20 protein-coding genes are annotated in these 23,582 nt (G+C 68.9%); 9 read left to right on the forward strand and 11 right to left on the reverse strand.

What is annotated here, in order from left to right; all coding sequences use genetic code 11:
• The coding region (locus ACHAC9_RS17475; protein WP_435761676.1) for a DUF1565 domain-containing protein at positions 1 to 357 on the reverse strand (357 nt) is incomplete at its 3' end.
• 2 nt (positions 358 to 359) lie between these two features.
• On the opposite strand from ACHAC9_RS17475, the gene ACHAC9_RS17480 reads away from it, so the two are divergent.
• Positions 360 to 491 (forward strand): hypothetical protein, encoded by a 132-nt coding sequence (locus ACHAC9_RS17480; protein WP_435761678.1) that lies wholly within the window; start codon positions 360 to 362, stop codon positions 489 to 491.
• Between the two features lie 568 nt (positions 492 to 1,059).
• On the opposite strand, the gene ACHAC9_RS17485 is transcribed toward ACHAC9_RS17480, so the two are convergent.
• On the reverse strand, positions 1,060 to 2,274 hold the full coding sequence (locus ACHAC9_RS17485) for a right-handed parallel beta-helix repeat-containing protein (RefSeq protein WP_435761680.1): 1,215 nt from the start codon (positions 2,272 to 2,274) through the stop codon (positions 1,060 to 1,062).
• 229 nt (positions 2,275 to 2,503) lie between these two features.
• On the opposite strand from ACHAC9_RS17485, the gene ACHAC9_RS17490 reads away from it, so the two are divergent.
• Positions 2,504 to 2,875 carry a DUF1566 domain-containing protein gene (locus tag ACHAC9_RS17490; RefSeq protein ID WP_435761682.1) on the forward strand — a complete coding sequence of 124 codons (372 nt, stop codon included), beginning with the start codon at positions 2,504 to 2,506 and terminating at the stop codon, positions 2,873 to 2,875.
• A gap of 100 nt (positions 2,876 to 2,975) precedes the next feature.
• Here ACHAC9_RS17490 and ACHAC9_RS17495 read toward each other — a convergent pair whose 3' ends face one another.
• Complete coding sequence (locus tag ACHAC9_RS17495) at positions 2,976 to 4,406, reverse strand: M20/M25/M40 family metallo-hydrolase (protein ID WP_435761684.1); 1,431 nt, start codon at positions 4,404 to 4,406, stop codon at positions 2,976 to 2,978.
• A 122-nt stretch (positions 4,407 to 4,528) separates the two neighbouring features.
• The gene (locus ACHAC9_RS17500) at positions 4,529 to 5,665 is read right to left on the reverse strand and encodes a metallophosphoesterase (RefSeq protein ID WP_435761686.1); all 1,137 of its coding nucleotides are present in this window, start codon (positions 5,663 to 5,665) and stop codon (positions 4,529 to 4,531) included.
• 207 nt (positions 5,666 to 5,872) lie between these two features.
• Here ACHAC9_RS17500 and ACHAC9_RS17505 point away from each other — a divergent pair, with 207 nt between their 5' ends.
• The 5 genes from ACHAC9_RS17505 (at position 5,873) to ACHAC9_RS17525 (ending at position 11,789) form a co-directional block, all read left to right on the forward strand.
• On the forward strand, positions 5,873 to 6,352 hold the full coding sequence (locus ACHAC9_RS17505) for a hypothetical protein (protein WP_435761688.1): 480 nt from the start codon (positions 5,873 to 5,875) through the stop codon (positions 6,350 to 6,352).
• 139 nt (positions 6,353 to 6,491) lie between these two features.
• The gene (locus ACHAC9_RS17510) at positions 6,492 to 7,451 is read left to right on the forward strand and encodes a protein kinase domain-containing protein (protein ID WP_435761690.1); all 960 of its coding nucleotides are present in this window, start codon (positions 6,492 to 6,494) and stop codon (positions 7,449 to 7,451) included.
• Positions 7,433 to 9,790 carry an FtsW/RodA/SpoVE family cell cycle protein gene (locus tag ACHAC9_RS17515; protein WP_435761692.1) on the forward strand — a complete coding sequence of 786 codons (2,358 nt, stop codon included), beginning with the start codon at positions 7,433 to 7,435 and terminating at the stop codon, positions 9,788 to 9,790. Before ACHAC9_RS17510 ends, ACHAC9_RS17515 begins: the two co-directional genes overlap by 19 nt.
• Positions 9,760 to 11,325 (forward strand): hypothetical protein, encoded by a 1,566-nt coding sequence (locus ACHAC9_RS17520; protein WP_435761694.1) that lies wholly within the window; start codon positions 9,760 to 9,762, stop codon positions 11,323 to 11,325. The genes ACHAC9_RS17515 and ACHAC9_RS17520 overlap by 31 nt, the downstream gene beginning before the upstream one ends.
• A 2-nt stretch (positions 11,326 to 11,327) precedes the next feature.
• Positions 11,328 to 11,789 (forward strand): SH3 domain-containing protein, encoded by a 462-nt coding sequence (locus ACHAC9_RS17525; RefSeq protein ID WP_435761696.1) that lies wholly within the window; start codon positions 11,328 to 11,330, stop codon positions 11,787 to 11,789.
• Here the strand turns inward: ACHAC9_RS17525 and ACHAC9_RS17530 are convergent.
• Entirely contained in the window at positions 11,760 to 12,254 is a 495-nt protein-coding gene (locus ACHAC9_RS17530; RefSeq protein WP_435761698.1) for a GNAT family N-acetyltransferase, read from the reverse strand. The genes ACHAC9_RS17525 and ACHAC9_RS17530 overlap by 30 nt on opposite strands.
• Positions 12,255 to 12,343: 89 nt before the next feature.
• Here ACHAC9_RS17530 and ACHAC9_RS17535 point away from each other — a divergent pair, with 89 nt between their 5' ends.
• Positions 12,344 to 13,294, forward strand: coding sequence for a PP2C family protein-serine/threonine phosphatase (locus ACHAC9_RS17535; RefSeq protein ID WP_435761700.1), 951 nt, complete (start codon positions 12,344 to 12,346; stop codon positions 13,292 to 13,294).
• 74 nt (positions 13,295 to 13,368) lie between these two features.
• Positions 13,369 to 14,865, forward strand: a complete 1,497-nt coding sequence (locus ACHAC9_RS17540; protein ID WP_435761702.1) for an FHA domain-containing protein — start codon at positions 13,369 to 13,371, stop codon at positions 14,863 to 14,865.
• A gap of 225 nt (positions 14,866 to 15,090) precedes the next feature.
• On the opposite strand, the gene ACHAC9_RS17545 is transcribed toward ACHAC9_RS17540, so the two are convergent.
• The 6 genes from ACHAC9_RS17545 to ACHAC9_RS17570 all read right to left on the reverse strand — a co-directional run bounded on the left by ACHAC9_RS17545 (position 15,091) and on the right by ACHAC9_RS17570 (position 23,568).
• Positions 15,091 to 17,346: a bifunctional serine/threonine-protein kinase/formylglycine-generating enzyme family protein gene (locus ACHAC9_RS17545; RefSeq protein ID WP_435761704.1), complete on the reverse strand. Its 2,256-nt coding sequence runs from the start codon at positions 17,344 to 17,346 to the stop codon at positions 15,091 to 15,093.
• 10 nt (positions 17,347 to 17,356) lie between these two features.
• A complete protein-coding gene (locus ACHAC9_RS17550) occupies positions 17,357 to 19,570 on the reverse strand; it encodes a hypothetical protein (RefSeq protein ID WP_435761706.1) in 2,214 nt (737 codons plus the stop codon).
• Positions 19,571 to 19,638: 68 nt separating this feature from the next.
• Positions 19,639 to 20,655, reverse strand: a complete 1,017-nt coding sequence (locus ACHAC9_RS17555; protein WP_435761708.1) for a hypothetical protein — start codon at positions 20,653 to 20,655, stop codon at positions 19,639 to 19,641.
• Positions 20,652 to 21,716: a hypothetical protein gene (locus ACHAC9_RS17560; protein ID WP_435761710.1), complete on the reverse strand. Its 1,065-nt coding sequence runs from the start codon at positions 21,714 to 21,716 to the stop codon at positions 20,652 to 20,654. The genes ACHAC9_RS17555 and ACHAC9_RS17560 overlap by 4 nt, the downstream gene beginning before the upstream one ends.
• A gap of 2 nt (positions 21,717 to 21,718) precedes the next feature.
• Entirely contained in the window at positions 21,719 to 22,273 is a 555-nt protein-coding gene (locus ACHAC9_RS17565) for a hypothetical protein (RefSeq protein WP_435761712.1), read from the reverse strand.
• Positions 22,270 to 23,568, reverse strand: a complete 1,299-nt coding sequence (locus ACHAC9_RS17570; protein ID WP_435761714.1) for a hypothetical protein — start codon at positions 23,566 to 23,568, stop codon at positions 22,270 to 22,272. Before ACHAC9_RS17570 ends, ACHAC9_RS17565 begins: the two co-directional genes overlap by 4 nt.
• Positions 23,569 to 23,582 lie beyond the last annotated feature (14 nt).

A 23,582-nucleotide genomic window follows, 5' to 3' on the forward strand; every position in this document is an offset into this window, starting at 1 on the left:
TTTGGTGCCGCTGCGAATGTTGCTGCCATCGATTTCAAAGCCGACGATGCTGACGTAATTGCCGCGGTTGTCCCAGGCGGTCTTATTGGCCGAGCTTGCAGGAGGAACAATCTTGGCGCCCCATTGGGTGGTCGAGACCCAGTAGATGCGGCCGTTCGCCGTACCGTTTCCGGTGGTCTTGAAGCCGCCGTCGTAGGTGCCCGGCGCAACGAACACAGTCGTGTCAGGCTTGATCGCGGCCTTGGCGGCGCGCGCCAGGGTCTTGAATGGCGCAGCTTTGGTGCCGGCCGCGGTGTCCGAACCGGTCGGCGAAACGTAATAATTGTTTGCGGTAGCTGGCGTAGCGACAGGCGGCACAGGTGCCGGTGCTGGTGCTGGTGCTGGTGCTGGTGCTGGTGCTGGTGCTGGTGCCGGTGCTGGTGCCGGTGCAGGAGCCGGCGCAGGAGTCGGTGCCGGCGCAACGCGGTCGCGGTATTCATCCGTCTGTTTGATACGCGCTTCGACCTGCGCAATCGTCATTCCCCGGGACATGAGGCGCGTCCAGTAAACCAGGCTATCCCGATCCGGCGCACGGTTCAGCAGGGTGCGGTACAAGGCGATCACCTGACGCGCTGCGGCGACCTGCCTGGACGACGTTGAATCCGTGCGGGCAGCATCGTAGCCAGGCACAGTGGAGCGTTCCTGGGCGTGCGCAGTTGAGGCGGCACAGAGGATAAACAGCGCGGACGTGGTTGCGCGCGCAATTGCATTGAGACGATTCGAGCTTGCTGCGGTGACTTGCTTTTTCATGCGGGAATTTCCTAACGTTAAAATGTGAATGCATAACTTTGAGGGCGGGCAACTGCCTAAGTTCAACGTTTTAGCGGAAATATTTCTTTCGGATATCATTGCTACAAATGTTGTTTGCCTATAGTAATTAGTGTTTTCAGCGATGTCGCATCAGCGCCGGTCATGACCTGTCGGAAAACTCGCAGCCGGGAATCGACGTAAAAAACCCCGCGTGCCTTGCGGCTGCGCGGGGTAAGTCAAGCCGACAGGCTTGAGGATCGAAATCGTCGATCAGTGCTGGTAAGCGCCGATATCGACACCGGTGCTGGGGTTACGTGGCTTGCCGTCAATGTCGGTCGGGTGGGCAAAGCTTGCGGTACCGCGGCCGATGACTGGGGAACTAGTGCTCGGCATGAAGTTCGGCATCGCGGCAGTGCGCGAGTAAGCAGCCAATAGCGGGTCCGAGCTGATGGTGCCGGTGTGCTTCAGGCTATTCCGCAACTGCCAGTCATAGGTCGTGTTCTTGAACACCAGGTTGTTCTGGTAGGTGTTGCCGGTGCCGGTCTTGCCCTGTTCCGAAATGCCGTACTTGTTGTCGTACACGATGTTGTTGTGTACGGCGACATTGTTCGCGCCGGCACTCGTGAAGTAGTAATCGCCGCCGCCGACGATGATGCCGAAGTTCGACGCACTCACCGTGTTGTTGGTGATTTTCACATTGGTTGCATCGTGCCACAGGTGGATCGCGGCCGAACCGACGCGGTAGACCACATTGTTCTTGATCGTGCCCGAGGTGCTGTGATAAATGCCTTGCACGTAGGTGCAGCCGGCAGGGCCGATATCGTGCACGACGTTACCGATGACGTCGCCCATCACGCCCTTGAAATAACTGTCGACACCGATGGCCGAACCGCCGGCGCTGCTGCAGGCGATCGTGTTGGCCGTGTGGTGCACGTGGTTGCCTTCGATGACGTTGTACGAACCGCCGGTATAGATGCCCAGCGTCCACTTGGTGCCGCCTGCGATCTTGCTGCCGTCCACTTCGAAGCCGATGATGCTGACGTAATTGCCGCGGTTATCCCAGGCGGTCTTGTTGGTCGAATTCGTTGGCGGCACGATCTTGGCGCCCCACTTCGTGGTCGACACCCAGTAGATGCGGCCGGCGGCGGTACCGTTGCCCGTGGTCTTGAAGCCACCTGCATAGGTACCCGGGGCCACGAACACGGTCGTGTTCGCCTTGATCGCTGCCTTGGCGGCGCGGGCCAGGGTCTTGAATGGTGCCGCATTGGTGCCGGCGGCGGTGTCCGAACCGGTCGGCGACACATAATAGTTATTCGTCGTTGCCGGCAGGGTGGCGCTGCTCTGCGTGCCAGGCGTGGCGCTCAGGCTGTGGTAGCCGCTGAGGGCGACCGGCGCCGAGGTTTGCGCGTTTGCGCCGACTGCGGAAAAGGAAGCGATCAGGATGATGGCGGCATTACGAACTGCGTTAATGACTTGCTTTTTCATGGGGAAAATTTCCTGGCGTAAAAAGTGAATACGTAAGCTTGGAGGCTAGGAAACTTCCTTAGTTCAACGTTTTCTTCAATAAATTTTCCTGGTGTATCAAACAGCTAAAACGGTGAATTTTCGTGAAATCGAACAGAACCATGATCCATGTCGTGTTTGAAGCGGCAACTAAAGAGAAGCGGCCCCTGTCATATCTGTATTCACCAGATACCGACGCGCGAGGACACCGATGGGCATCTATATGCAACTACGAGACACGCTGAAGGAAGGCGAACACTACGCCGGCATCATCCTTGGCAAAGGCGGCGTACCCGACCACCACCTGATCCTGCTCCCCGGGGACGCAGTCGATGTCGGCTGGCCGGGTGCGATCGAATGGACGGCAGCGCAGGGCGGCGAATTGCCGAACCGGCGCGAGCTCTCGCTCCTGTTCGCGAACCTGCGCGAACAATTCGAGCGCGAGTGGTACTGGTCGTCCGAACCGCACGAGACGCGTGCGCAACTGGTCTGGGGCGAGAATTTCGCCAGCGGCATCCAGACCGTGTACGGGCGGCCGTTTCGCGGGCATGCGCGTGCCGTCCGTCGGGTGCTGATCGAATAAGAAAGGCTGCTCGAGCGGCGCAGTCGTATGGCGCACGACGGGAGTCGTGCCGCTGTACGGCCGTGTCGTCGCGCGCCTCTGCCGACTTACAACGGTAGCCTTAGCGGGCAGGCACGACGGCGCGCCCGATCGGCTCTTCGACGTTGGCCAGGAACCAGGCCGTGGCCGCCATGACCGCCACGTGACGGCGCAGGTTGTCGGGATCGACCTTGTCGAGCGTGTCGGCTGCCGTGTGGTGGTAGTCGAAATAGCGCGATGTGTCGATGAGTGGCGCAAAGCTCGGCACGCCTGCGCGTTCCAGGCCGGACAGGTCGCCGGTAGCGAGTGCGTCCTGGCGCTGGAAGACGCCGGCGCCGATCGGCTGCAAGGCCGCCTGCAGCGGCGCGAACAGGCGCGTCGATGCCGCCGGCACGCTCGCGCGCAGGCCGAACGGACGCCCTGCCCCGTTGTCGCTTTCGATCGCGCCGACGTGGCTGGCCGCGTTCGCCGTGTTCGCCTCGAGATAGGTGCGCGCGCCGCGGGTGCCGTTTTCCTCGTTCATCCAGGCGATCATGCGGATCGTGCGGCGTGGGCGGTAGTCGAGCTTCTTCAAGGTCTCGAACACGGCCATGGCACTGGCCACGCCCGAGGCATCGTCGTGGGCGCCGGTGGCCAGGTCCCAGGAATCGAGGTGGCCCGAGACGATGACGATTTCATCGGGTTTATCGACGCCCGGCAAGTCGGCGATCACGTTGTAGCTGTCGGCGTCGGGCAGGATCTGCGGCGTGAGCACCAGGCGCATGCTCACGGGGCCGCGTTTGGCGAGGCGGGTGATGAGCATCGCGTCCTCGACCGTGACGGCGGCGGCCGGGATGCGCGCGCCGTCCTGCAAGTTCGTGTTGCCGGTATGCGGCAGGCGGTAGGTCGCGCCGCCCACCGAGCGCACCAGCGCCGCGGCCGCACCCAGTTCGGCCGCCATGCGCGGACCGTTGCTGCGGTAGTTCGAGCCCTGGCCATAGGCCTGGCCGGCAAGCCCCCGCTCCGCCATGTCCTGGTCGAAGGGCACGTCGAACAGCACGATGCTTCCCTTTACTTGCGCCGCGCGCGCTTTGAGTTCGTCGAAGCTCGAGACCACGACGACCGGCGCGGTGAGGCCGGCGGCCGGGGTGGCGCCGGAGCCGCCCAGGGCGGTAAGCACCACGCGCTGGCTGATCCCGGCCGGGCGTCCCCGGTACTCGACCAGTTCGCCCGTCTCCTGTCCGCGCACCCAGTGCGGCACTTTCACGGGCTGCAGCGTCACCTTCGCGCCCAGTTTGCGCATGGCCTCGGCCACCTGGGTCACGGCAGCCGCCGCCCCGGGCGAACCCGACAGGCGCGGACCGATCAGGTCGGTCATATCCGCCATGCGTTCCCAGGCGTAATCGCTGCGCAACGCGGCATCGCGGATCTTCGCCAGCGCGGCCGGATCGTTACCTGGGCTGGCCGCCTGGGTGGCCCCGGCGAACATGGCGGCGGCGAGGATGCCGAGGGGAAGATGGCGGAGACGGTTCATGCGTTCAATCCTTCGAATGGGGAGGATGAGAACGATAGCGCATCCGGCAGGGTTTGGCTGTCTTTACAGCCTCAGCTGTCGGAAACACCGGCCAGCGGGCCGCCAGTTGCAGGCAGTTGCCGTCAGGCCGGCACCAGCCGCACCAGGGTGATTTCCGACGGCGCACCAAAGCGCTTCGGCGGCCCCCAGTAACCCGTGCCGCGGCTGGTATACACCCACAGGCGGCGCACCCGGTGCAGGCCGGCGACAAATGGCTGCTGCAGCGGCACAAACAAGTTCCAGGGAAAGAACTGGCCGCCATGCGTGTGGCCCGACAGTTGCAAGTCGAAGCCCGCCGCGGCGGCGGCCGTCGCGCTGCGCGGCTGGTGGGCGAGCAGGATCTTCACGGCCACATCGGGCGGCGCGCCGGCGGCGGCAAGCTGCGGGTCGCTGCGGTGCGCGGGATTGAAATGGTGGGCCGAATAATCGGCCACGCCGGCAATCATCAGGGACGCCCCGCCGCGCTCGCGCACTACGTGCTGGTTCAGGAGAACGGTCAGGCCGAGGCGCCGCAATTCGACGATCCACTCCTCGGCCCCGGAATAGTATTCGTGGTTGCCGGTGACAAAAAAGGCGCCGTCTGGTGCGGACAATCGCGCAAGCGGCTGGGTATGGGGGGCCAGGCGCCCCACGCTGCCGTCGACCAGGTCGCCGGTCACCGCGATCGCGTCCGCCCCGAGTGCATTGACGCGCTTGACGATCGCCTCCAGGTAGGGCCGTTTGATTGTCGGGCCGACGTGGATGTCGGAAATCTGCGCAATCGAGTAGCCGTGCAGCGCAGCGGGCAAGCCGTCAATCGGCACATCGACCTTCACCACGCGCGCCACGCGCCGCGCGTTCACAAAACCGATGCAGCTCGCCGCCAGGGCCAGCAGGGGCACGGCCAGGGCGCTGGAATATTGCAGCGCGCCGCTGTCAAAGGCGGTCACCGCGGCGACGAGCAGGCAGAGGTCGCGCAGGAAGGTCAGCACCAGCAGCGAGGAGAACAGGCCCATCGCCAACAGGCCGATCCAGGCAAGTTGCTCCGACCAGCGCCGGCGCCGCAGCGAGGACGACAGCAGCCCGACCGGCACCAGCACGGTTGACAGCACCAACAGAGCGCTTCCAGCCAGCATGCCGGGCAGCCCCAGGCCGAGGTCAGGCATCAGGCGCAGCCCGATATACACGTGCAGGAGGACCAGCAGGGAAAGGACGAGGAGCAGGTTGCGGCGTGCGGACATGGGGTTGACAGCAAAGTGGCGATGCGAACCAGATGGGGCAGTCGTGGCCGTCTGCAAGGCGGACCGGGAGAATGTTACCGGGGATGGATCAGTTGTAAGAATCTGTATTAGCAGGTGCCAGTCGCAGGGAGTCGCTCTATAGTTCATTCCATGCCCCGGCGTCACAGCGATCATGTCGATCCTGGTTGCGGCGAAAAAGGAAATGCCATGTTGAACAAAAAATGCTTTGGTGCGGTGATCCTGGCCGCTGTCGCCGTCTCGCCCTCGGCATTCGCTGGCGACCGCGGCACCAATACGGCGGTCGGCGCGGTGCTCGGCGCAGCAATCGGCGCGACTGCGGGCGGTGGCGGCGGTGCGATCGTCGGCGGTGTCCTCGGCGCGGCGGTTGGTAATTCGCTGAGCGGTCACGATGGCCGCCGCTACTACGACAATCGCGGCTATGCCTCGGTAGACTACTACCAGCCAGCGCCGGTGTATGCCCAGCCACGCCCAGTCTACTATGAGCAGCCCCGCCCGGTGTACTACGACCAGCCGCGTTATTACCGCGAGCCGACGGTCGTGTATGTCGAGCAGCGCGGCCGCCGTCATCACGGCTATGACCGTGGCCACCGCGGGCACCGCGACCACGACGGCTACCGCGACGGTTACCGCGATCGCGACGGCTATCGCGACGGCTATCGCCGCTGATCCAGCCCGGCTGTACCAGGAACCGCGCCCTTTTGGGCGCGGTTTTTTTTCGTCCCCAGTGTGCGTCACCGCCAGCGTTTGCGCCTCCCCCCGCTAGCTGTGCGCAGCGGCATCCTGGCCGCGTTGAACCGGGGGAAGCATGACAGAGAGCGGCGACATCGTGACCTTGGGCGGGGGCCACTACCGCCTGCGCGAGCAGCTGGCGGGGTCGAGCTACGGCCTTGTCTGGCGCGCCGAGCGCGACGGACTCGGCTCGGTGGCGCTGAAACTGGTCAACCGCGCACAGATGGAGCGCGCCGAGCCGGCCCTGCGCACGCGCTGGAGCGAATGCGCGGCGCGCGAGATTGCTTTCCTCGCCAGCCTCGCTCCCTGGGATGCGCGCCACATCGTGCGCCTGCTCGACCATGGCCTGCACGACGGCTTGCCGGCGCTGGCGCTCGAACTGATGGACGGCGACCTGACCGCGCACATGGCGGCCTGCACCGCAGCCGGCCGCCGCATCGGCCTGGCACAGGCACTCGCCTGGCTCGGCCAGGTCAATGCGGCGCTCGCGCGGGTGCACGGGCACGGCTGGCGCTATCTCGACTTGAAGCCCGCCAACCTGCTGGTCGACGCCACAGGCCCCCGCCTGAAACTGGCCGACTTCGGCACCAACCGCAGCCTGGCCGACACGCGCGCCCATTCGTATGCCGGCACCGCCAGCTGGCAGGCACCCGAGCAATTCTTCCCGGCCTTGCAGGACGCGCCGCTCGGCTATGTCACCGACGCGCGCGCCGACTATTTCTCCCTCGGCGCCCTGTTCTACTACCTGGTCACCGACGGCGCCACGCTGCGCTACTGCGGCGCTTGCGGCGACGCCTTCCGCGAACATGGCGGCCAGGCAGCCGCGCAGCTGCGCGGCGCCCTGCCCCCAATCCTGGCGGACGATGAAGCGGCGCGCTTCCTCGCCTGCGCCGGCGGCGAAGCTGAGGGCGCGGCGGCATTGACGCTGCTGCGTGCCCTGCTCGCAAGGCGCGCGCAGGACCGCCCGCCGCATGCGCTGGCGATCAGCCGCCTCATCGCGGCGGCCCAGGGCGTTTCATGGCCGAGGGCCGCCTGATGCGCGTGCCCGGCATCAAGATCCTCGCGGCGGCGGCGCTCGCGCTGCTGTGCTTTCTGCAGGCGCTGGCCCTGCTGCGCACCCCGCCGGCCTGGCTGCCGGCGTCGATCGAGGTCAGCCTGGCGCCCGGCGCCGCGCTCCTGCTGGGCCGAGACGAGCTGGCGGCGCCCCAGGCCGGCGGCCGCCACCTGCGCCTGCGCCGCAACGCAGCCGGGGCCTGGTATGCCGCCAGCGCCGACGGGGTCCAGGGCCTGCGCTTCGAACGCGGCACGCAACGCTTCAAGAGCGGCGCCCGTACTGTGGAGGCCGGCCTCCAGATCCAGCTCGGCGTCGCGCATTACCGGTTCAGCTCCGTCAACGAAGGCGTGGTGGCCTTCAGCGACGGCACGCACGCCTGGCATTACGATGGCGCGAGCGTGCGGCGCGATGGCCAGGCGCTCGGCGCCTGTCCCGGCACCGGGCCAGGTGCGCGCCTGCTCGGCCTGTGGAACCGGATGGCGCCGCGCGCGCTGACACTTGCGCGCCCCCTGCGTTTCGGCGGCAACCTGTCCTGCGGCATCCAGGTCGGCAATGCCGGCGCGGCGCCGGGCAGCGCGCAGCTGGCCTTCGAAGACGGCGTGCCCTTCCTCTACGCCGCCGCAGGCCTGGAGCGCGTGCCGCTGCTGGTGATGGACAAGGGCATGCCGCGCGACCTGGCGCTGGCCGAGCAAGCATTGACTGGCGTCACCGCCATCGTCGTCGGGCGCACGCGCCTGCTGGCACGTGTCGACCAGGGCAGGCTGCACCTGCGACCGGCGCAGCGGGTAAGCCTGTTTCACGAGGCGCGCACCGAGCTGCCCGAGGGCGTGCGCTGGCACTGGGAACGGCGCGCCCCCTGGACCTGGCCAGCTGCCGGATGGTGGACGCTGGCCGCCGCTGCGGGAACCGGCCTGCTGGCCGCAGCCCTTGCCGGCCGCACCCGCTGGCGCGCCGACGTACCGGCCGCGGCGCGCCTGGGCGCCGGCATCGCGCTGGCGGTCGCCGGTTTCGGCCTGCTGCTGGCGCAGCGTGCCGGCAATGCACCCGGCGTGGGTCCGGCGCTGCTTTTGTCGTGGACGGCGCTGTGGTATGCGTTCACCGGACGGCGCACGGGCGCGGTGATGACGCTCGGCGTGCTGCTGTTGGCCGCCGGCCTGCTGCTGCAACTGGAACTGGGCACCGGCGCGCCCGACACTTCCTGGCTGCGCCACTTCCAGAAGACGGCCGCTGCCAGTACGCTGGGCCTGGGCCTGCTCGGCGTCGCCGGGCAGTTCAGGGGCGCCAAGGCGCCGGGCCAGGCCCGGGTCGAGCTGCTGCTGCTGCTGCTCGCCGGCGCGGCGCTGGGCGCGCTGCTGCTGCAGGTCGGCTGGGGCAACGAGACCGGCGTATTCGATTTGCAGCCGGTGGAATTCGCCAAGCTGGCCCTGACGGTGCTGACGGCCCACTGCCTCGCGCTCGGTCTCGGTGGAGGAGCAACGCGCGGCAGCGCGCTCCTGCGCTGGCTGCGCCTGGCCTCGCCCGCGCTGGTGTTCATGTTGCTGCTGGCCGTGGCACTGGTGCAGGTCGACGATTATTCACCGCTGATCCTGCTGCTGGTCTGGGGCGCGGCCATGCTGCTGGCCTGGTCGTGCGCGGCGCGAAAACCCGGCCCTGCCCTGGCCGTCGCGGCGCTGGTGGGGACCTGCCTGCTGGGCCTGGCCGTCCTGCGCGGCGCGGCGCCGGGCGAGGTCGCGCAGTGGAGTTTCTATGGCGAGCGCTTCGGCGTCTGGCTCGATCCGGCGGCCCATCCGCACACGGGCCAGCAATTGCTGCTGGGCGCGGGCGCGATCGCTAGCGGCGGCTGGTTCGGGGCCGACGGCCTGTTTGGCCTGGCGGCAATCGGGCACGGCGCGCTCGAGGCGCTGGCGATCCCCGCGGTGCAGGACGATTTCGCGCCGTCCTTCCTGCTGCAGCGACACGGCCTGGCGTCGGGACTGATCCTGTGGGTGCTGCAGGCGCTGTTCCTGTGCGCGCTGCTGCACAGCGCCTGGCGCGCCTGGCAAGGGGGCAGCAGCGCACGCGACTATCGCCAGGCCTGGCTCGGGCGCTTTCGCTGTTTCGTGCTGTGTGGCGGCGCGGCCTTCCTCTTCGGCCACTTCCTGCTGTCCTGGGGCACGAATCTCGCGTTCTTTCCGATCATGGGCCAGCCGATGAGTTTCCTGTCCGCCGGCGGCTCGCACCTGCTGTTTTTCATCTTCCCCCTGCTAGCCTTCCATGCCGCAGGCGCCCCATCAATCGAGGAGAATTCATCATGCCGGTCTACGTCCAACACGAAACCTTGAACCGCGTCAGCGACGTGTTCAATGCCGAAGCCCTGTGGCAGGCACCGGGCCTGGCGCTGCTCAACCGCCGCCCGTTCCTGCGCGACCTGCTCGAACGCGCCCCGCGCGAGCAGCGCGGACGCGCCGCCACCCGCTGCTTTTCGCACGTCACCCTGGTGCTGCCGCAGGACGAGGTCGACGACGACCGCCACCTGACCCGCGGCGCCCGCGTGCGCGACCTGGCGCAGACGCTCCAGGCCCTGCACCAGAAAGACTTCGGCGACCTGCTCGGGCCTGACGACGTGCGCTACCACGTACTCGGTTCCGACGACCTGGCGCCGGGCCAGGTCGAAATCAAGTTCGGCCACGCGGTCTACCTGCCGGCCTCGAACGAACAAGTCCTGTACACGGTCAGCGTCTCGCGCGACAGTGCCATCTGGCAGCCGGTGTGCCCGGTGTATCCGAACGCGCGCCTGACAGTGCTCGGGGCCGATGCGGCCAGCGCGACCCACGCGGTGCCGGGCTGGCCGTTCGCGCAGGACGCCAACATCCTCCTCATCAACGACGGCCCCGATGCCCCGATCGAAGTGCAGGTGCGTCCAAAAGACGCGTTCGAATGCGCGTTCGACGCCGCCAGCGGCTACTACACGATCCGCGCCCGTGCTGCCGACGCCACCGGCACGCCGCCGCGCCTGCTCCTGAAAGTGGCGCCAGGCCAGCCGCAGGCCGCCGCCACGCCGGAGCCGAGCAGCGCGCCGCCCGCCACGCGCGCGCCGGCTGTCTGGAAGACGCGCGCACACACGCCGATTGATGCCGAACTGACCGCGGTGCCCGCCCTGCACCGCGCCGGCGCGGTCCCGGCGCCGGCAGCCGTCGCAAGCCAGGACGCAACCTACGCGCCAGTGATGCGCCAGCGCGTCAGCCTCGCCGCGCTGGCCCTGCCGCGCCTCTCGCGCTACCGCGATACGGGCGCCGCCGCCATCGAGTTCGGCATCCGGCGCGACATGACGATCGGCCCCCTGACGCCTGACTGCCTGCTCGGCTTCGCGCTCGACGCGGCGGACGCCCTGTACGCGGTCACGCCCGACGGCCGCCAGCGCATCGCCGTGCCGAACCGCTTCGCACCCGTCGACGGCGTCGACGTGCGCGTGCTGGCGCCGATGCCGCACATGGCGGAGCGCTACAGCGCCATTGTCTGCCTGCCGCAGGCGCAAGGCATGCCGGTCGTGGGCGGAACGCGCCACGTCTTCGGTCGCAGCGCGCCGATGCTTTCCAGCCTGCGCGTGCTCGATGCCGCCACCTGCCTGCGCGGCGCCGACGGGGTCGACGCGGGTGGCGCCGACCGCCTCGGCCTGTCGCGCAATGCCTTCGCTTTCGAGGCCGGGCCGGATGGCTACCGCGTCACGCGCGAGTCGCCGACCCAGGCGCTGTACCACCTCGACGAGCGGCTCGGATTCGTGGCCGCGATCGAGACGGCAACCGGCGACACACCCTACCTGGTACCGGTCGGGCACCATATCGTGGCCGGCCACTACGTGCTGCGCGTCGAGGCTTGAGCATGTCGGCCGCCGCCCTCGCCCTCGCCTGCTGTGGCGCCGCCTTGCTGGCCACATTGGTGCTGGCGGCGCGCTGCACGCCGCACGCCTGGTGGCGCCGGCCGAATGCGCGCGCGCTGGCGGTGCTGGTGCTGGGGACCGGCGTAATCGGCGCCGCGCTGTGGTACTGGCTGGCGCCGCTACGCCAGCCGGCGCAGGTCGCACTGCTGGCCTCCCGCCAAGTGGCCGGCGCCGACATGCCGCGCGCCGGACGCAGCTACGTCGTCGCCGATGCGCTCAACCTGCGTGCCGAACGCGGCATCGGGGCGCGCCGGGTGCTGGTGCTGCCGGCCGGGTCGGTGGTGCGGGCGACGGGCAAGCGCGACGGCGACTGGTGGCAGGTCACGGCCCAGGCCGACGGCCAGCGCTTCGAAGGCTGGGCCAGCAGCCTGTGGTTACGGCGCGCCGACGAACGTTCGCCCTAGTGGAGTAGTGGCGAGTTCACAGCGCATCGGATTGAAGTACAAGCCCTTGACGCACTGGGTCGGCGCGCTGCGCTCGAAGCCGAAGGCCGCGTACACGGGCACGGCGTGGTTCGATGCGTTGACCGTGAACACGCCACTGGCGCCGCGCGTCATGGCGGCTTCGCGCGCGACGTCCCACAGGCGCCGCGCCAGTCCCTGGCGGTGCCAGCGTTTGTCGATAAACAGGTGAAAGACATGGCTGTTGTCGCGGATCGCGATGAAGCCGGCGATCTCGCCGGCGTCGACCGCCACATGATAAATATGGCCGGCCGCGACATAAGCGCGGATACCCGCTTCGTCGTTCTCGCGCAGGAAAGTGCAGGCGCCCTCCCGGCTTGACTCGTGCACAATGAATTCACTGGCGCTGTCGTGCAGCAGGTGTGCGCAGGCGGGCAAGTCGGATGCAATCAACGGGCGAATCAGCATGTCGTGCGGGGCTTTGGCAAAACCATAACATAGCATACGATATGGGCTGGACACTGCGCGGCGAGTGACGACGATGGAGCGACAAGAACATGCTTGAAGGTGCAAATGGCGGCCGGCTCGATGTGGCGGCGCAAAGCCGGATCGGCGCAGGCCCCGCCCAGCGCCTGGAAAACCAGGACAACTTCCTGACCATCGACGCTGCCGGCCGCGCCAGCTACCTGGCGGGCGGCGCCATGCAATCGGCGCAGGTCGACGGCTGGCCGCCGGGCCACCTGCGCCTGGCCGTCATGGACGGCATGGGCGGGCATGGGCATGGACGCGAGGCAGCCGAAACGGTGGCCGCCGGTTTGCTCGCGATTCCCGCCTGTCTTGACGTCGACACCCTGACGCGTTACCTGGAAGGCCTGCACTTTCGCCTGCAACAACGCTTCGACGACCTGCATGAAGCCGGCCCACGCCCCGGCACCACGCTGACCATGCTCGAAATGCCGGCGACCGGCAACCCGCTGCTCTGGCACGCCGGCGACTCGCGCCTGTACGAAATCACGCCCCGAGCGGCCACGCCCTTGACCGTCGACCATGTGCCCGCCACGGTGCTCGCCATGGCCGGGCTGCTCGACGAAGCGGCCTGGTGGCGCCATGTGCACGGCAGCCACGCGCCCCAGATCGCCCAGGCCTTCATCCTCGGGAACACCCTGGCCGACCCGGCGCGCCTCGACGACGGCCTGTTCGGGCTCGACGCGGCCACGCTGCCGCCCTGGCTGCGCGCCTTGCCCGACCGGCGCGCCATCCACCTGCGCATCGATGCCGCCTACCTGCTTGCCACCGACGGCTTCTGGTCCTGCAGCGATCCGGCCGAATTCGTCGCGCGCTGGCCGCGCCTGTTCGCGGGCGGCGATGCGCGCGCCTGCCTCGATGCGCTGTTTGACGAGATGGCGCAGCATCCGCCGGTTGGCGTACAGCCGGACAACCTGACCGCGATCGTGTTGCGTGTGGGCGGCAGCGGCATTGATGAAACCGCACTACCCCAAAGTCCTTGAACGCCAGCAGCCACTGCCGCGCGCCACGGCTGGGCGAATTCGCGTAAGCTTCCCCGGTCCACCAAGCCCACTCCATGAACCGTTGCCGCCACCCCGATCATCCGCACTGCACCGTCTGGGTGATGCCCGGCGAGCCTGCCTGCGCGCACGGGCATCTCCAGCCGGAGACGACGGCGCCCGCTGAACCGGCGCTCCCGGCCACGCTTGATACTGCCCCGTTGCCCTTCGGCGGCCCTGTTGCTGCCCCTGCCGCCCTGCGCCCTTACCTGCACGTGAGCGGCTTCGATCCGCGCGCGGCGGGTGGGCGCCAGGTACTCAAGCTCGAACTGCGCGGCATGCCGCCCGACTGCGCCGCGCAGGTCGCGCTGCTCGCCAATTCACACCTGGAGCTGGAAAACGGCGAGCGCCACAGTTTCAACCGCACCGTACGCGGCGAATGGCTGCCGGTCTTCCTCGAATTTTCCTCGCGCGGGCGCGAGCACGGCCAGTACCGCATCGAAGTCGAACTGCACAGCCGCCTCGGTGGGGTGAGCACCAGCGCGCGCACCTGGATCGCCACCCTCTTGATCCTGGCGCCACGCGCCGACGCCAGCCTGAACGAGATCCACCAGACTTTCCTTGCCACCCACAAGAACGTGCGCGTGCACGCCGACGACGCCTCGATCGCGCGGGTCCAGGCGCGCACCGGCGGTGGCCGGGTCGACATCGACGTCAGCGCGAGCAATGCCGGCATTGCCCACCTCGACCTCGATGCGCGCGCCGGCAAGATCGACCTCGGCTTTTCCAGCATCGCCTGGGATGAAGAGCTGCTCGAAATCGACGTGCCTCTTGAAGCCGCCGTCCACCCCTGCCCGGCCAGCACGGCCTGCCTGGTATTGAGGGAAGCGTCCGACATCGGCGGGCCGCGCTATCTTCGGCTGTTCGCCCTCGACGAAGTCGTGATCGGGCGCAGCGAACCGGGCGCAATCGAGGCCGATATCCGCCTCATGCATCATGGCGCATCGGGCCCCGTGCTGGGTGGCCTGACGCGGCGCATTTCGAGCCGCCACGCGCTGATCCGGCGGGCGCGCGCCGGCTTCGAGATCGAGGATGTGTCGCGCTATGGATTGCTGGTCAACGGCGCCTGGCCCGGCAAGCACAGGCCAAGCGCCTTGCGCCCCGGCATGCGGATTGAACTGACGGCCAGCATTCCCGGCGTGGCCGTGCTGGAAGTCACGGCAGTACTGTCGAACGGCATCCTGCTGCACCGGTGCGACGCCGGCATCGATCATGAGGCCTTCTACCTGATCGACCCGCAGCGCGGTGTAAGCACCGCGGCGCGCATGACAGCGCTCGGGTTGCCGCCCCTGTTTCACCACGACGGCGGCTTCTGGCACCTCGATCCGCAGAGCGGTGCGGAAACAGCGCTCACGCCGACCATGGACACGCAGGGACTGGCAGGCTGGCCGGCCGGCGCGCGCTTCGCCGCCCGGCCATATCCGGAATACCGGAGTGGTCCGGCCACACTGGTGCTGCGGGCGCAGGAACGCGCCGCCGCGAGTGAGCGCAGCGCCGAGAAGGTCCGGGCATAGAACCTGCGGGAGCAGGTTCTCACTGCCCCATTCTCATTACCACCACAAACACCAGAGCGCAACCAGCCAGCAGCGCCGCTTGCAGCGCGAACACGATGGCCGGAATGCGCAGCTCTTCGGGGATTCTCATGACGCCCTCCTGTGGGCTATCGACGTCGGTGTGACGACGTTCAGTTTACGCCAGGCGGGGACAGACTTCCACACCCTACCTTTAAGAAATCGATCTCAGGAAACGTCGGATTCATCCGCCTCGTCGGGCAGTTCGCGCACCACCCGAAAGCCGACGATGTCGTTCGACATCACCGCAGAAAAGCCATTGCGCAGTGCCGAGCGCAGGTAGCGCGGGTTGTACAGCCAGGAGCCGCCGCGCAGGATGCGGCGCGCACGTTCGCCGCCCTCTTCCCAGGCGCTGCCGTCGCCCGGCGCGCCCTCGTAGCTGTCGTGCATCACGTCCTGCACCCATTCCCAGACATTGCCATGCATGTCGTGCAAGCCCCAGGGGTTTTGGGCGAACTGCGTGACCGGCGTGGTGCCGCGCCGGTATTCGCCGCGCTGGCCGCCATGCCAGGTGAAATTGCCGTCATAGTTGGCGAGCGAGGTGTCGATTGCGTCGCCGAAACTGAACGCGGTCCTGGTGCCGGCGCGACAGGCGTATTCCCATTCGGCTTCGCTCGGCAGGCGGTAGCGCTGGCCGGTGCGCTCGCTTAGCCAGGCCACATACTGCTGGGCGTCGTGCCAGGAGACGCCGACCACCGGATGCGCATCGAGCTGCGCGAAGCCGGGTGCGGCCCAGTTGACCTCGCCGCCCGGCTGCCAGTTTGTCGCCTCGGCAAAGGCGCGCCATTCGCCCACCGTCACCGGGTAGCGGCCGATGGCGAAAGGCCGGGCGATGCCGACCCAGTGCTGCGGCGTTTCGCGTGCCAGCCAGTTTTTCTGGGCACCGCACGCCATCGCGATCTTGCGCTCGTGTTCGGATGAACCCATCTGGAAGCGGCCGGCGCGCAGCACGACCAGTTCCGGGCCTTCGCTGTCTCCCTCGATGAAACGGTCGCGCAGCAGCGTCGGCGGCGTGGCGGGCGTGACCGCCGGCACGGGCGTTTCCTGCGGCGCGCCCTGCGCCCTGACGCGCTCCTGCTCGGCCAGGTAAGCGGCCGCCGCCCTGGCCTGCAGCGCCTTGCGCTGGGCGTCGTCCTGGGCTTGGCGCGTCTTCGCCACTTCCTCGTCGCGGCGTGCGGCGAGCTGTTCGCGCAAGGCTTCACGGCGTGCGCGCCGGGCCACCTCGCCCTCGGCGCGCTCGCGCTTTTGCTGTTCGCGCAGGCGTTGCCGGGCAGCCTGCGACGCCGCCGCGACGGCCGCGCTGCGTGCGCGCTCGCCGGCTTCCTGGGCTTGCCGTGCGGCCGGGTCGGGCGCGGGTGCGTCGGCGGCGGCTGCCGCAGACGGCTCGGCAGCAGTCAATTCAACAACGACGACGTCCGCCTCCGTTGGCGCTGCTTCCTGGTCGGCTGCCGTCGGCCCGGCCTGCGCCGCCCCGAGGCGCTCGAGCAGCTGCGACACGCTCTGCGGGCGCGCCGCGGGGTCCTGCGCGAAGCCGCTGCGCAATGCCTCCCACTGGGCCTCCAACAGTCCGTCGGGCCGCGCCGGCGTGCCGGACGTCGGCGTGACCATGCCGGAGACCATCTGGTGCACCATGACCGCCACCGAATACACGTCCAGCACGCGCGAGGGCTCGCGTCCCGGCGCGCCCGCCTCAGGCGCGCGGTAGCCGGGCGTGCCCGACATCGCCGGTGCTTCAGTCGAGGTGCGTTCGCCGGCGCGGGCCCGTGCCGCGATGCCGAAGTCGAGCAGCTTGACCTCGGCGCGCGCGGTGACGAACACATTGCCCGGTTTGATGTCGCGGTGCACCAGCCGGTGCCGTTCCCAGGCATAGTCGAGGGCCGCGGCGACGGGGCGCAGCAAGTCCAGCGTGCGCCCCAGGGGCAGCGCACCTTCGCGCGCCAGCAGGCTTTCCAGGTCTTCGCCCTCGAGGCATTCCATGATCACGAAATAGCTGCTGGTAGCCGGGTCCTGCGCCCAGTCGTAGACGCGCACGATGTGTTCGTGCGCCAAACGCCGCGCGCGCGTGGCTTCCTGCACCAGCAGCCTGGCGTGACCCGCGCTTTCGGTCAGTTCGGGCGACAGGATCTTGAGCGCGACCTGGGCGCTGTGGCCGAGCTCCGCGTGGGTGGCGAGGTCGGTCGCTTGCCAGACCTGGCCCATCCCGCCGAGCGCGATCAGGCGCTCGAGACGGTAGCGGCGGTTCGCCGGGCCGACCTGCTGGCCGGCCATGAGACCGAGTTCGGTGCCGCGTGGCGCCTGCGCCGCCGGCAGCGCGTAGGCGGCGTCGAGGATGGCGTTCTTGCGCAGGTCGAATTCCTCGCCGCTGAGCAGGCCGTCCTCGTGCAGCGCGCGCAGCTCGCGGATCTTGTCGATGGCTGTTTGCATCTGGCCTTCGTCAACCCAGCGGCGCGCCGCAGGCGCCGCAGAAGCGGTCGTTGCCGCGCACCGGGTGGCCATGGATGCAGGCGCGCTGTGCATGGGAAGGCGCCGCGACGGCTGCCGCGGTGACCGCCGCGCCGACGCTGCCGGCCACTTGCGCCTGCGCGCCGAGCGACGTTTTGTTGACGTCGTTCTGCAGCGCGAGCAGGTCGAGCTGGTGGCGCCGGTCCTTGTCGACCTCGACTTCGCGCCGGACGCGCTCGCGCTCCAGGGTTTCCTGTGCCAGGCGCGCCGCGTCCAGCGCGCCCATGGCCCCGCCGGCAGCGACGACGCCGGCAAGCGCGGCCAGCTGGTCGGCATCCATGGTCGCGTGCACCCGTGTCTTGAGGTAGTCGGCCAGAACCGCCGCATTCGGGGCGCCGGCCACGGCCAGCTTGGTGGTGTCGTCGAGCGCGTCAAGCGATTGCGAACGCGTGATCTCGACCCGGGCCAGCGCCAGCGCGTGTTCGAGCTGGGACGCGCGTTCGGCGCGCTCAACGCCCATGCGGCGCAGTTCCTGCTGCCACGCGGCCTCCTGCTCGGCGCGCCGCTGCTGGTGGCGCCGTTCCTCGGCCAGCAGCTCGACTTCCTTGTTTGCCCTCGCCTGGCGGTGCTCGGCCTCGATCGTGCGCAGCAGCTTTTCGTGCTGGGCAATGGCGTCCTGCTGGTCGCCGTCGCGGCGCAGGGCCGCGATTTTTTGCTGCACGCCTTCGGCTTCCAGGTCCTCGCCACGCACCCGTTCGCGCACGCGGACCTGGGCCTGCAGCTCGACCCATTCTTCTTCGCGCTCGGCGACCCGGCGGCGCGCGGCATTGGCCAGCACCACGAGTTCGAACTGGGCCTTGTGCTCTTCCTCGTCGAGGTCGCGCGCGCGCTGCGCCGCCGCCGCTTCGCTCTCACCCAGGCGCGCCAGTTCCGCGCGCCGGCGCGAGGCGTCCTCGATTTCTTTCGCCTGCTCGACCTTGTTGCGGATTTGCTGGGTCAGGAGTTGCTGCGAGAAGCGCTGGCGCGCGAGCAGGCGTGCCTGCGCCGCTTCCTGCTGCGCCACTTCGAGCGCACTGCGCATGCGGATGGCGGCCAGCGCCTGCAGGTGCGCCCACTCGGCCTCGGTGCCCGCGCGCTGGCCGCGCTTTTGCGCGAGGTCGTGTTCGAGTTCGGCCAGGATCTCGCCGGCGCCGCGTTCGACTGCTTCGCGCCGCGATTTCGCTTCCGCCACGCGCGCATACAGGTCGATTTCGCGCGCGCGCATGGCGATTGCCCGCTCGGCATAGTTCAGCGTGACCTCGCGCCGATCCAGGGTTTCCTTCTCCTGCAATTCGAGGCGGCGCAGGCGCCGGCGCGCGGCCTGCTCTTCGCGGGTGATCCGGTGCCATTCGTTTTCGTCGTACAGCTCTTCGAGCTGACGCACATGCGTCATCTGCACCCGGCGCTCGTCGGCGGCCAGCCACAGCGTGCCGATGCGCGCGCGGTTGGCGTCGAATTTATCGTGGCGCAGGGCCAGGGTGTCCACCCCCACCACACCGAGGCCGTAGTCGGCCAGCAGCAGGCGCAGCGCGCCCTGCAGGCGCTCGTCGAATTGCCCGCGCAGTGCCGCCTGCCCCGCCATCTCGCGCAGCGAGCGGGCGCCCACGAATTCGGCGGCCAGCTGGCGCACGGCCGGCAACAGCAGCTCGCGCAGCTGCGTGGTCGTGACCGTGCCCGGCATGGTCATGAAATGGCGCGCAAAGGCAGGCAGGTTCTCGATGCGCAGGCTCACAGTAAAGCGCGCGCCGACCGCCAGGTGCTCGGCCGTCTCCAGGTCGTCGAACGTGAATTCGACCGGCAGCGCATTGGTGCGCGTGATCAGGATGTCGGCATGGCCGTCGCGCAGCAGGTGGTTCAGGCGCGAGAAGAAGCCTTCGATCTCGTATTCGCCCTGCGGCACTTCGGTGGCCGCGTCGCCTTGCAGGATGTAGGCGCGCGCGGTGGCCGGCACATGCAGGGTTTTCACGAACAGGCCGGACAGCGCCTGCACGCCGAAGAACACGGCCAACTCGTCGGGACCGGCGATCCAGCGATTGTCGACCAGCAGCGGCGCATTCCTCGGCGCACCCAGCGTGATGCCGCAGGCCGCGCAGAAACCCGCGCCGCCCGCATTCCTGTGCTCACAACGCGGGCACTTGCTACCGCCAAAACCGAACATCTGGACCATGATCCGACTCCATCCTCAGGTGATTCTCAACTTCCAACGGCCCAGCGCCGATTCTATCAGGCGCGGCCTCAAATGATTCCGATGCGCTCGACGCAGGCCAGGCTTGCCCCCTTTGCGCGCAGGGCGTCCCGCAGGCCGGGTGGCAACCGGCCTTCCCAGGCGCGCGGCAGCAGCACCCGGTCGCCGCCTCCCGCTTCGCGTTCGATCAGGGCGCACTTCGGCTCCATCCCTTCGACCGCATCGACCAGCCCGGCGTGCCAGGCGCCCGAACACCCGCTGGCGATGATGCGCCCGCGCGGGACGAATTCGCGTCCACGGGCCAGGCGGTCGGCCAGCACCAGCGCCAGTTCGTAGGAATTGCCATGAAAGGCGTCGTGGCCGAAGCGCACCGTGGTGCGCCAGCGCCCGAGCTGTTCGCCGTCGAAATGGCGCGCACCAAGCAAAACCTGCCGCAGCGCCAGCTGGCGCACGCCGTCGAGCCCGGGCGCGGCGATCGGCTCCTCGCCGGGCGTCTCGCCTTCGCCCAGCGGATAGACGCTGACCTCGACCCAGCACAGGGCGTCGTTGATGCCGCCGCTGTGCAGCGGGAACCAGGCGCGCGCGCTCGAGACCGAAGCGGACACGTCGGGCTGGCCGCACAATGCACCAAGATGGTGCAAATATCCCGGACCGCCGCGCAGCGCGCCCTCGGGCAGGCTCGCCACGGCGTGGCCGTCGATGCGCCCAAGTTGCCACGCGTCCGACCAGCCGTTGGCAACCACGCCCTCCCCGAGCGCGAGCAGGCCGCGCACCGCGCGGTCGGCCAGCACCACCGCCAGTTCCCAGTCGCGCTCGTGGGCGCCTGGCGCGCGGTCGATGCTGATGACGACCTGGTCGCGGCTGTCGTGGCGCGCTTCGGTATGGCGCGCCAGGCGTGCGACCAGCGCCATGCGGGCAGCCACGAGCGGCGTTCCAGGCGCGCTGCACTTGACGTCGGCGCGTCCGGCGCGCGGACGGCGGGTGGCGGTGACGGTGACATAGCCGCCCCCAGGCAGCGCACTGCGCAGCGCGACCGTGTCGGGACGATTGAATAATGGCGCGTTCATGCGTCCTCCTCTTCCAGGGCCACGCGCTTGCGCCCGGCCAGCGCGTGTTCGAGATTGGCGACGATCCGGTCGGCTTCATCGAACAGGGAATCGAGCCCCGGGTCCCCGGCTTGCTCGAGGCGCGCCAGCAGCGCCCAGACTTCGTCCAGCGCGGCGGCCGCACGCAGGCTGTGCTGCGCGCGGCGCAGCTGCACGTCAGGCGCCAGCGCTTGCCCAGGCGCGGCCAGTCCCAGCGCCGGCATGGTGGAGGCAGCCAGGCACACCAGATCAAGCCGCCGCAACAAGGCCTGCTGCTGGCGGAACATATCCTGCCCCTGCGGCAGCGCCGCCTCGCGCAGGCGGCACATCACGCAGGGCAGTTCGAGGAACAGGCGGCGCAGCGCATGCGCGTCGCCCTGGGGCGTCGCGCTCTGCCCGGCTGCCAGGCCCGGCACCGGCGCGAGCGTCGCCGCGGTGTGCACAACAGGCGCGTCGGCCACCACGGCGCGCGCCGCCAGCGCGCGCGCAAAATCGCGGGTGCCGGCCAGGTCGACCGGCACGCAATCGTCGACCGTGAGCCCGAAACGCGTGTAAAGCAGCTGGTTGAAGCCGCCCCGGAACGCATTCCATTCGTCCAGGCTCGTGCAGGGGGGCAGTTCCAGGTTGCCCTGAGCCAGTTCGCGCTGCAGGGCCGCCTCGATGCGCGCCGCCAGATCGGCGAGCGTCAGCTCGCCCGCCGCTTCGCTTGCCAGGAACAGGTCGAAACGCTGCTGGCTCACGCGCGGGTCGAGGCTGTCGATGGCGAAATGCACGCGCAGCCCGATCTCGGGCGCGGCGGCGAACGGCACCAGGTCGCAGCCATACGGGCCGCCGTGGAAACACCAGCCGGTCTCGTTCTCGGCCAGGTTGACGCGAGCGCTCGCGCTTGCGCGGCGCGTGTGGCCGCTGGCGGCCACCACCACGGCAGTGCAGCCAGGTGGCAGCGTGCAGCCCGATGGCGCCAGGCGCGCGATCACCTGCGTGCCCAGTCCGTCACCGTCGACGGCGGGGGCGCGGGCCATGCGCTTGAAGAGTTCCAGCATCGCTAGGCCGCCGGCTGCACGCAAAACGCCGCGCCATGGCGCTGGAAGTGCATGGCGGGAGCGTCGGCGAAGGGCCAGGCGCATTCGCATTCGCCATCCGGGTCGAGCCGTCCGGACAGCAGGTGCGCGCCGGCGCCGTCGAGTACGCGCAACAGAGGCGCTTCGCGCAGCAGGCGCGCCGCGAAAGGCGCATCGGGCATCAGTTGCAGGATCACGCGCCGCTGCGTGCCGCCCTCGATGAAATGCAGGCGCCAGAAGCCGTCATCGGTAGCCAGCTGCGTCAGCTGCGCGCCGCTGTCGGCCGCGCGCAGCATGCCGGCGCTGCCGTGCCAGGCGTCGTTTGCCGCCGCGCGGCGTTCCAGCGCCAGCGTGCGCAGCCGGCGCGTGGTCAGGGGAGACGCCTGCAGGGCCGCGCGTTCGCCGGCGCTTAGGGGCCGGCTGCCGTCCAGGGCCGCACGCAGGGTGGCGTCGCCCAGCACCAGGCGGTCGCCTTCCACGCGCGGCGCCAGCAGCACACGTTCGCGCAGCTTGCGGTCGAACTCGCTCGTCGTCTTCATTCGTTTCTCCCATTCGGTGTTTCAGCGGCAGCACCCAGCCTGACAATGGCCGCGTCGCGCCGTTTGCGCAGCGTCGGCAGCGAGACGGCGTCGAGCGCGGCCAGCTGCGCCATCGTCGGCAGCGCATGCGTCGCCGGATCGCGCCATGCGTCCGGATAACTGTCGTCATCCGGCCCGAGCAGTTTTGCATACACGGCCAGGCGCACCGCCAGCGATTCGCCGGCCAGCATGCGCGCGCTCCAGCTGCCCGGATCCTGCGCCGCGCCCGCCGCAAGCACAAAGCCGGGGGGCAGTGAAACCGACTGCGCACGCAGCACGGCGACCGGGTCCTCGTCTTCGCTCGCCGCGGCCGGCTGCGGCGCCTCAACCGCGTCGAGCTCGTCTTCCAGCGCTTCCAGGATCAGGTCCGGCCCCGGCGTGCCGGCGGCGTTCGACTCGTCCAGCAGGCGCCAGTAATCGTCGATCCAGGCGGCCGAGGTGTCGAGGTCGTGCAGCCAGTCGCGGTCGCGGTTCGCCGACAGGGTCTCGTATTCGCCGATCTCGGCCAGCATCTCGCCTATCTTGTCCGGTTTGTTCTTCAGGCTGTCGAACCGTTTCGAGCGCGTGTGCAGCGGACCGGGCGACCCGCTGAAACGTTCCAGGCTCTCGCTCCAGCGCAGGATCCATGCGGGCCGGCAGCCGGCGATCGACGCCAGCTGGCGCACTTCGATCGGCAGCGCCGTCTCGAGCGGTCGTCCCAGGATGGCCCCGACCTGGGCGCGGTGCTCGCGCCAGCCGGCGAACAGGCGCGCAATCTCGCCGTAGGCCGTGTCGAGCATGCGGTAAGCGTAGATGCGGTTCGGGCTGCAGGGCCGCCCGCAGGCTACCTGGTAATTGTCGGCGTCGACCTTGTCGCGCAGGAGCGCGAACATGTCGTTCACTTTCTTGCGCAGCAGGGCTTCACCGCCGCCCTGGCGCCAGAACGCCGGCACCCGTGCCTGCTCGCCCGCCAGCGCCGTGCGAAACGCCTCCCAGTCGCCAGGGCGCGCGGCCAGTTCATACGCCAGCAGCAGCGCCAGCTCGACAACGCTGTCGCCATAGCTGTTGCCGGGTGCTTGCGCGCGCGCGCTGCGGCTGGCTGCGTGCAGGCTGTCGGCTAGCAGATCGACATACCGGGCCAACGCATCCTCACCCGAGGCGGGTGGAAGCAGCTCGGCCAGGTCGCAGCGGGCAAAGGCGTCGAGCGAGCACTGTCCCAGCAGTTTGCGCACCTGCTCCCAGCCAGGCTCCTGATACCGGGTTCCCGGCAAACGCATACCTTCCTCTTGTG

Origin of the sequence: Massilia sp. CMS3.1 (assembly GCF_051262535.1) — a bacterium.
GTDB lineage: Bacteria > Pseudomonadota > Gammaproteobacteria > Burkholderiales > Burkholderiaceae_D > Telluria.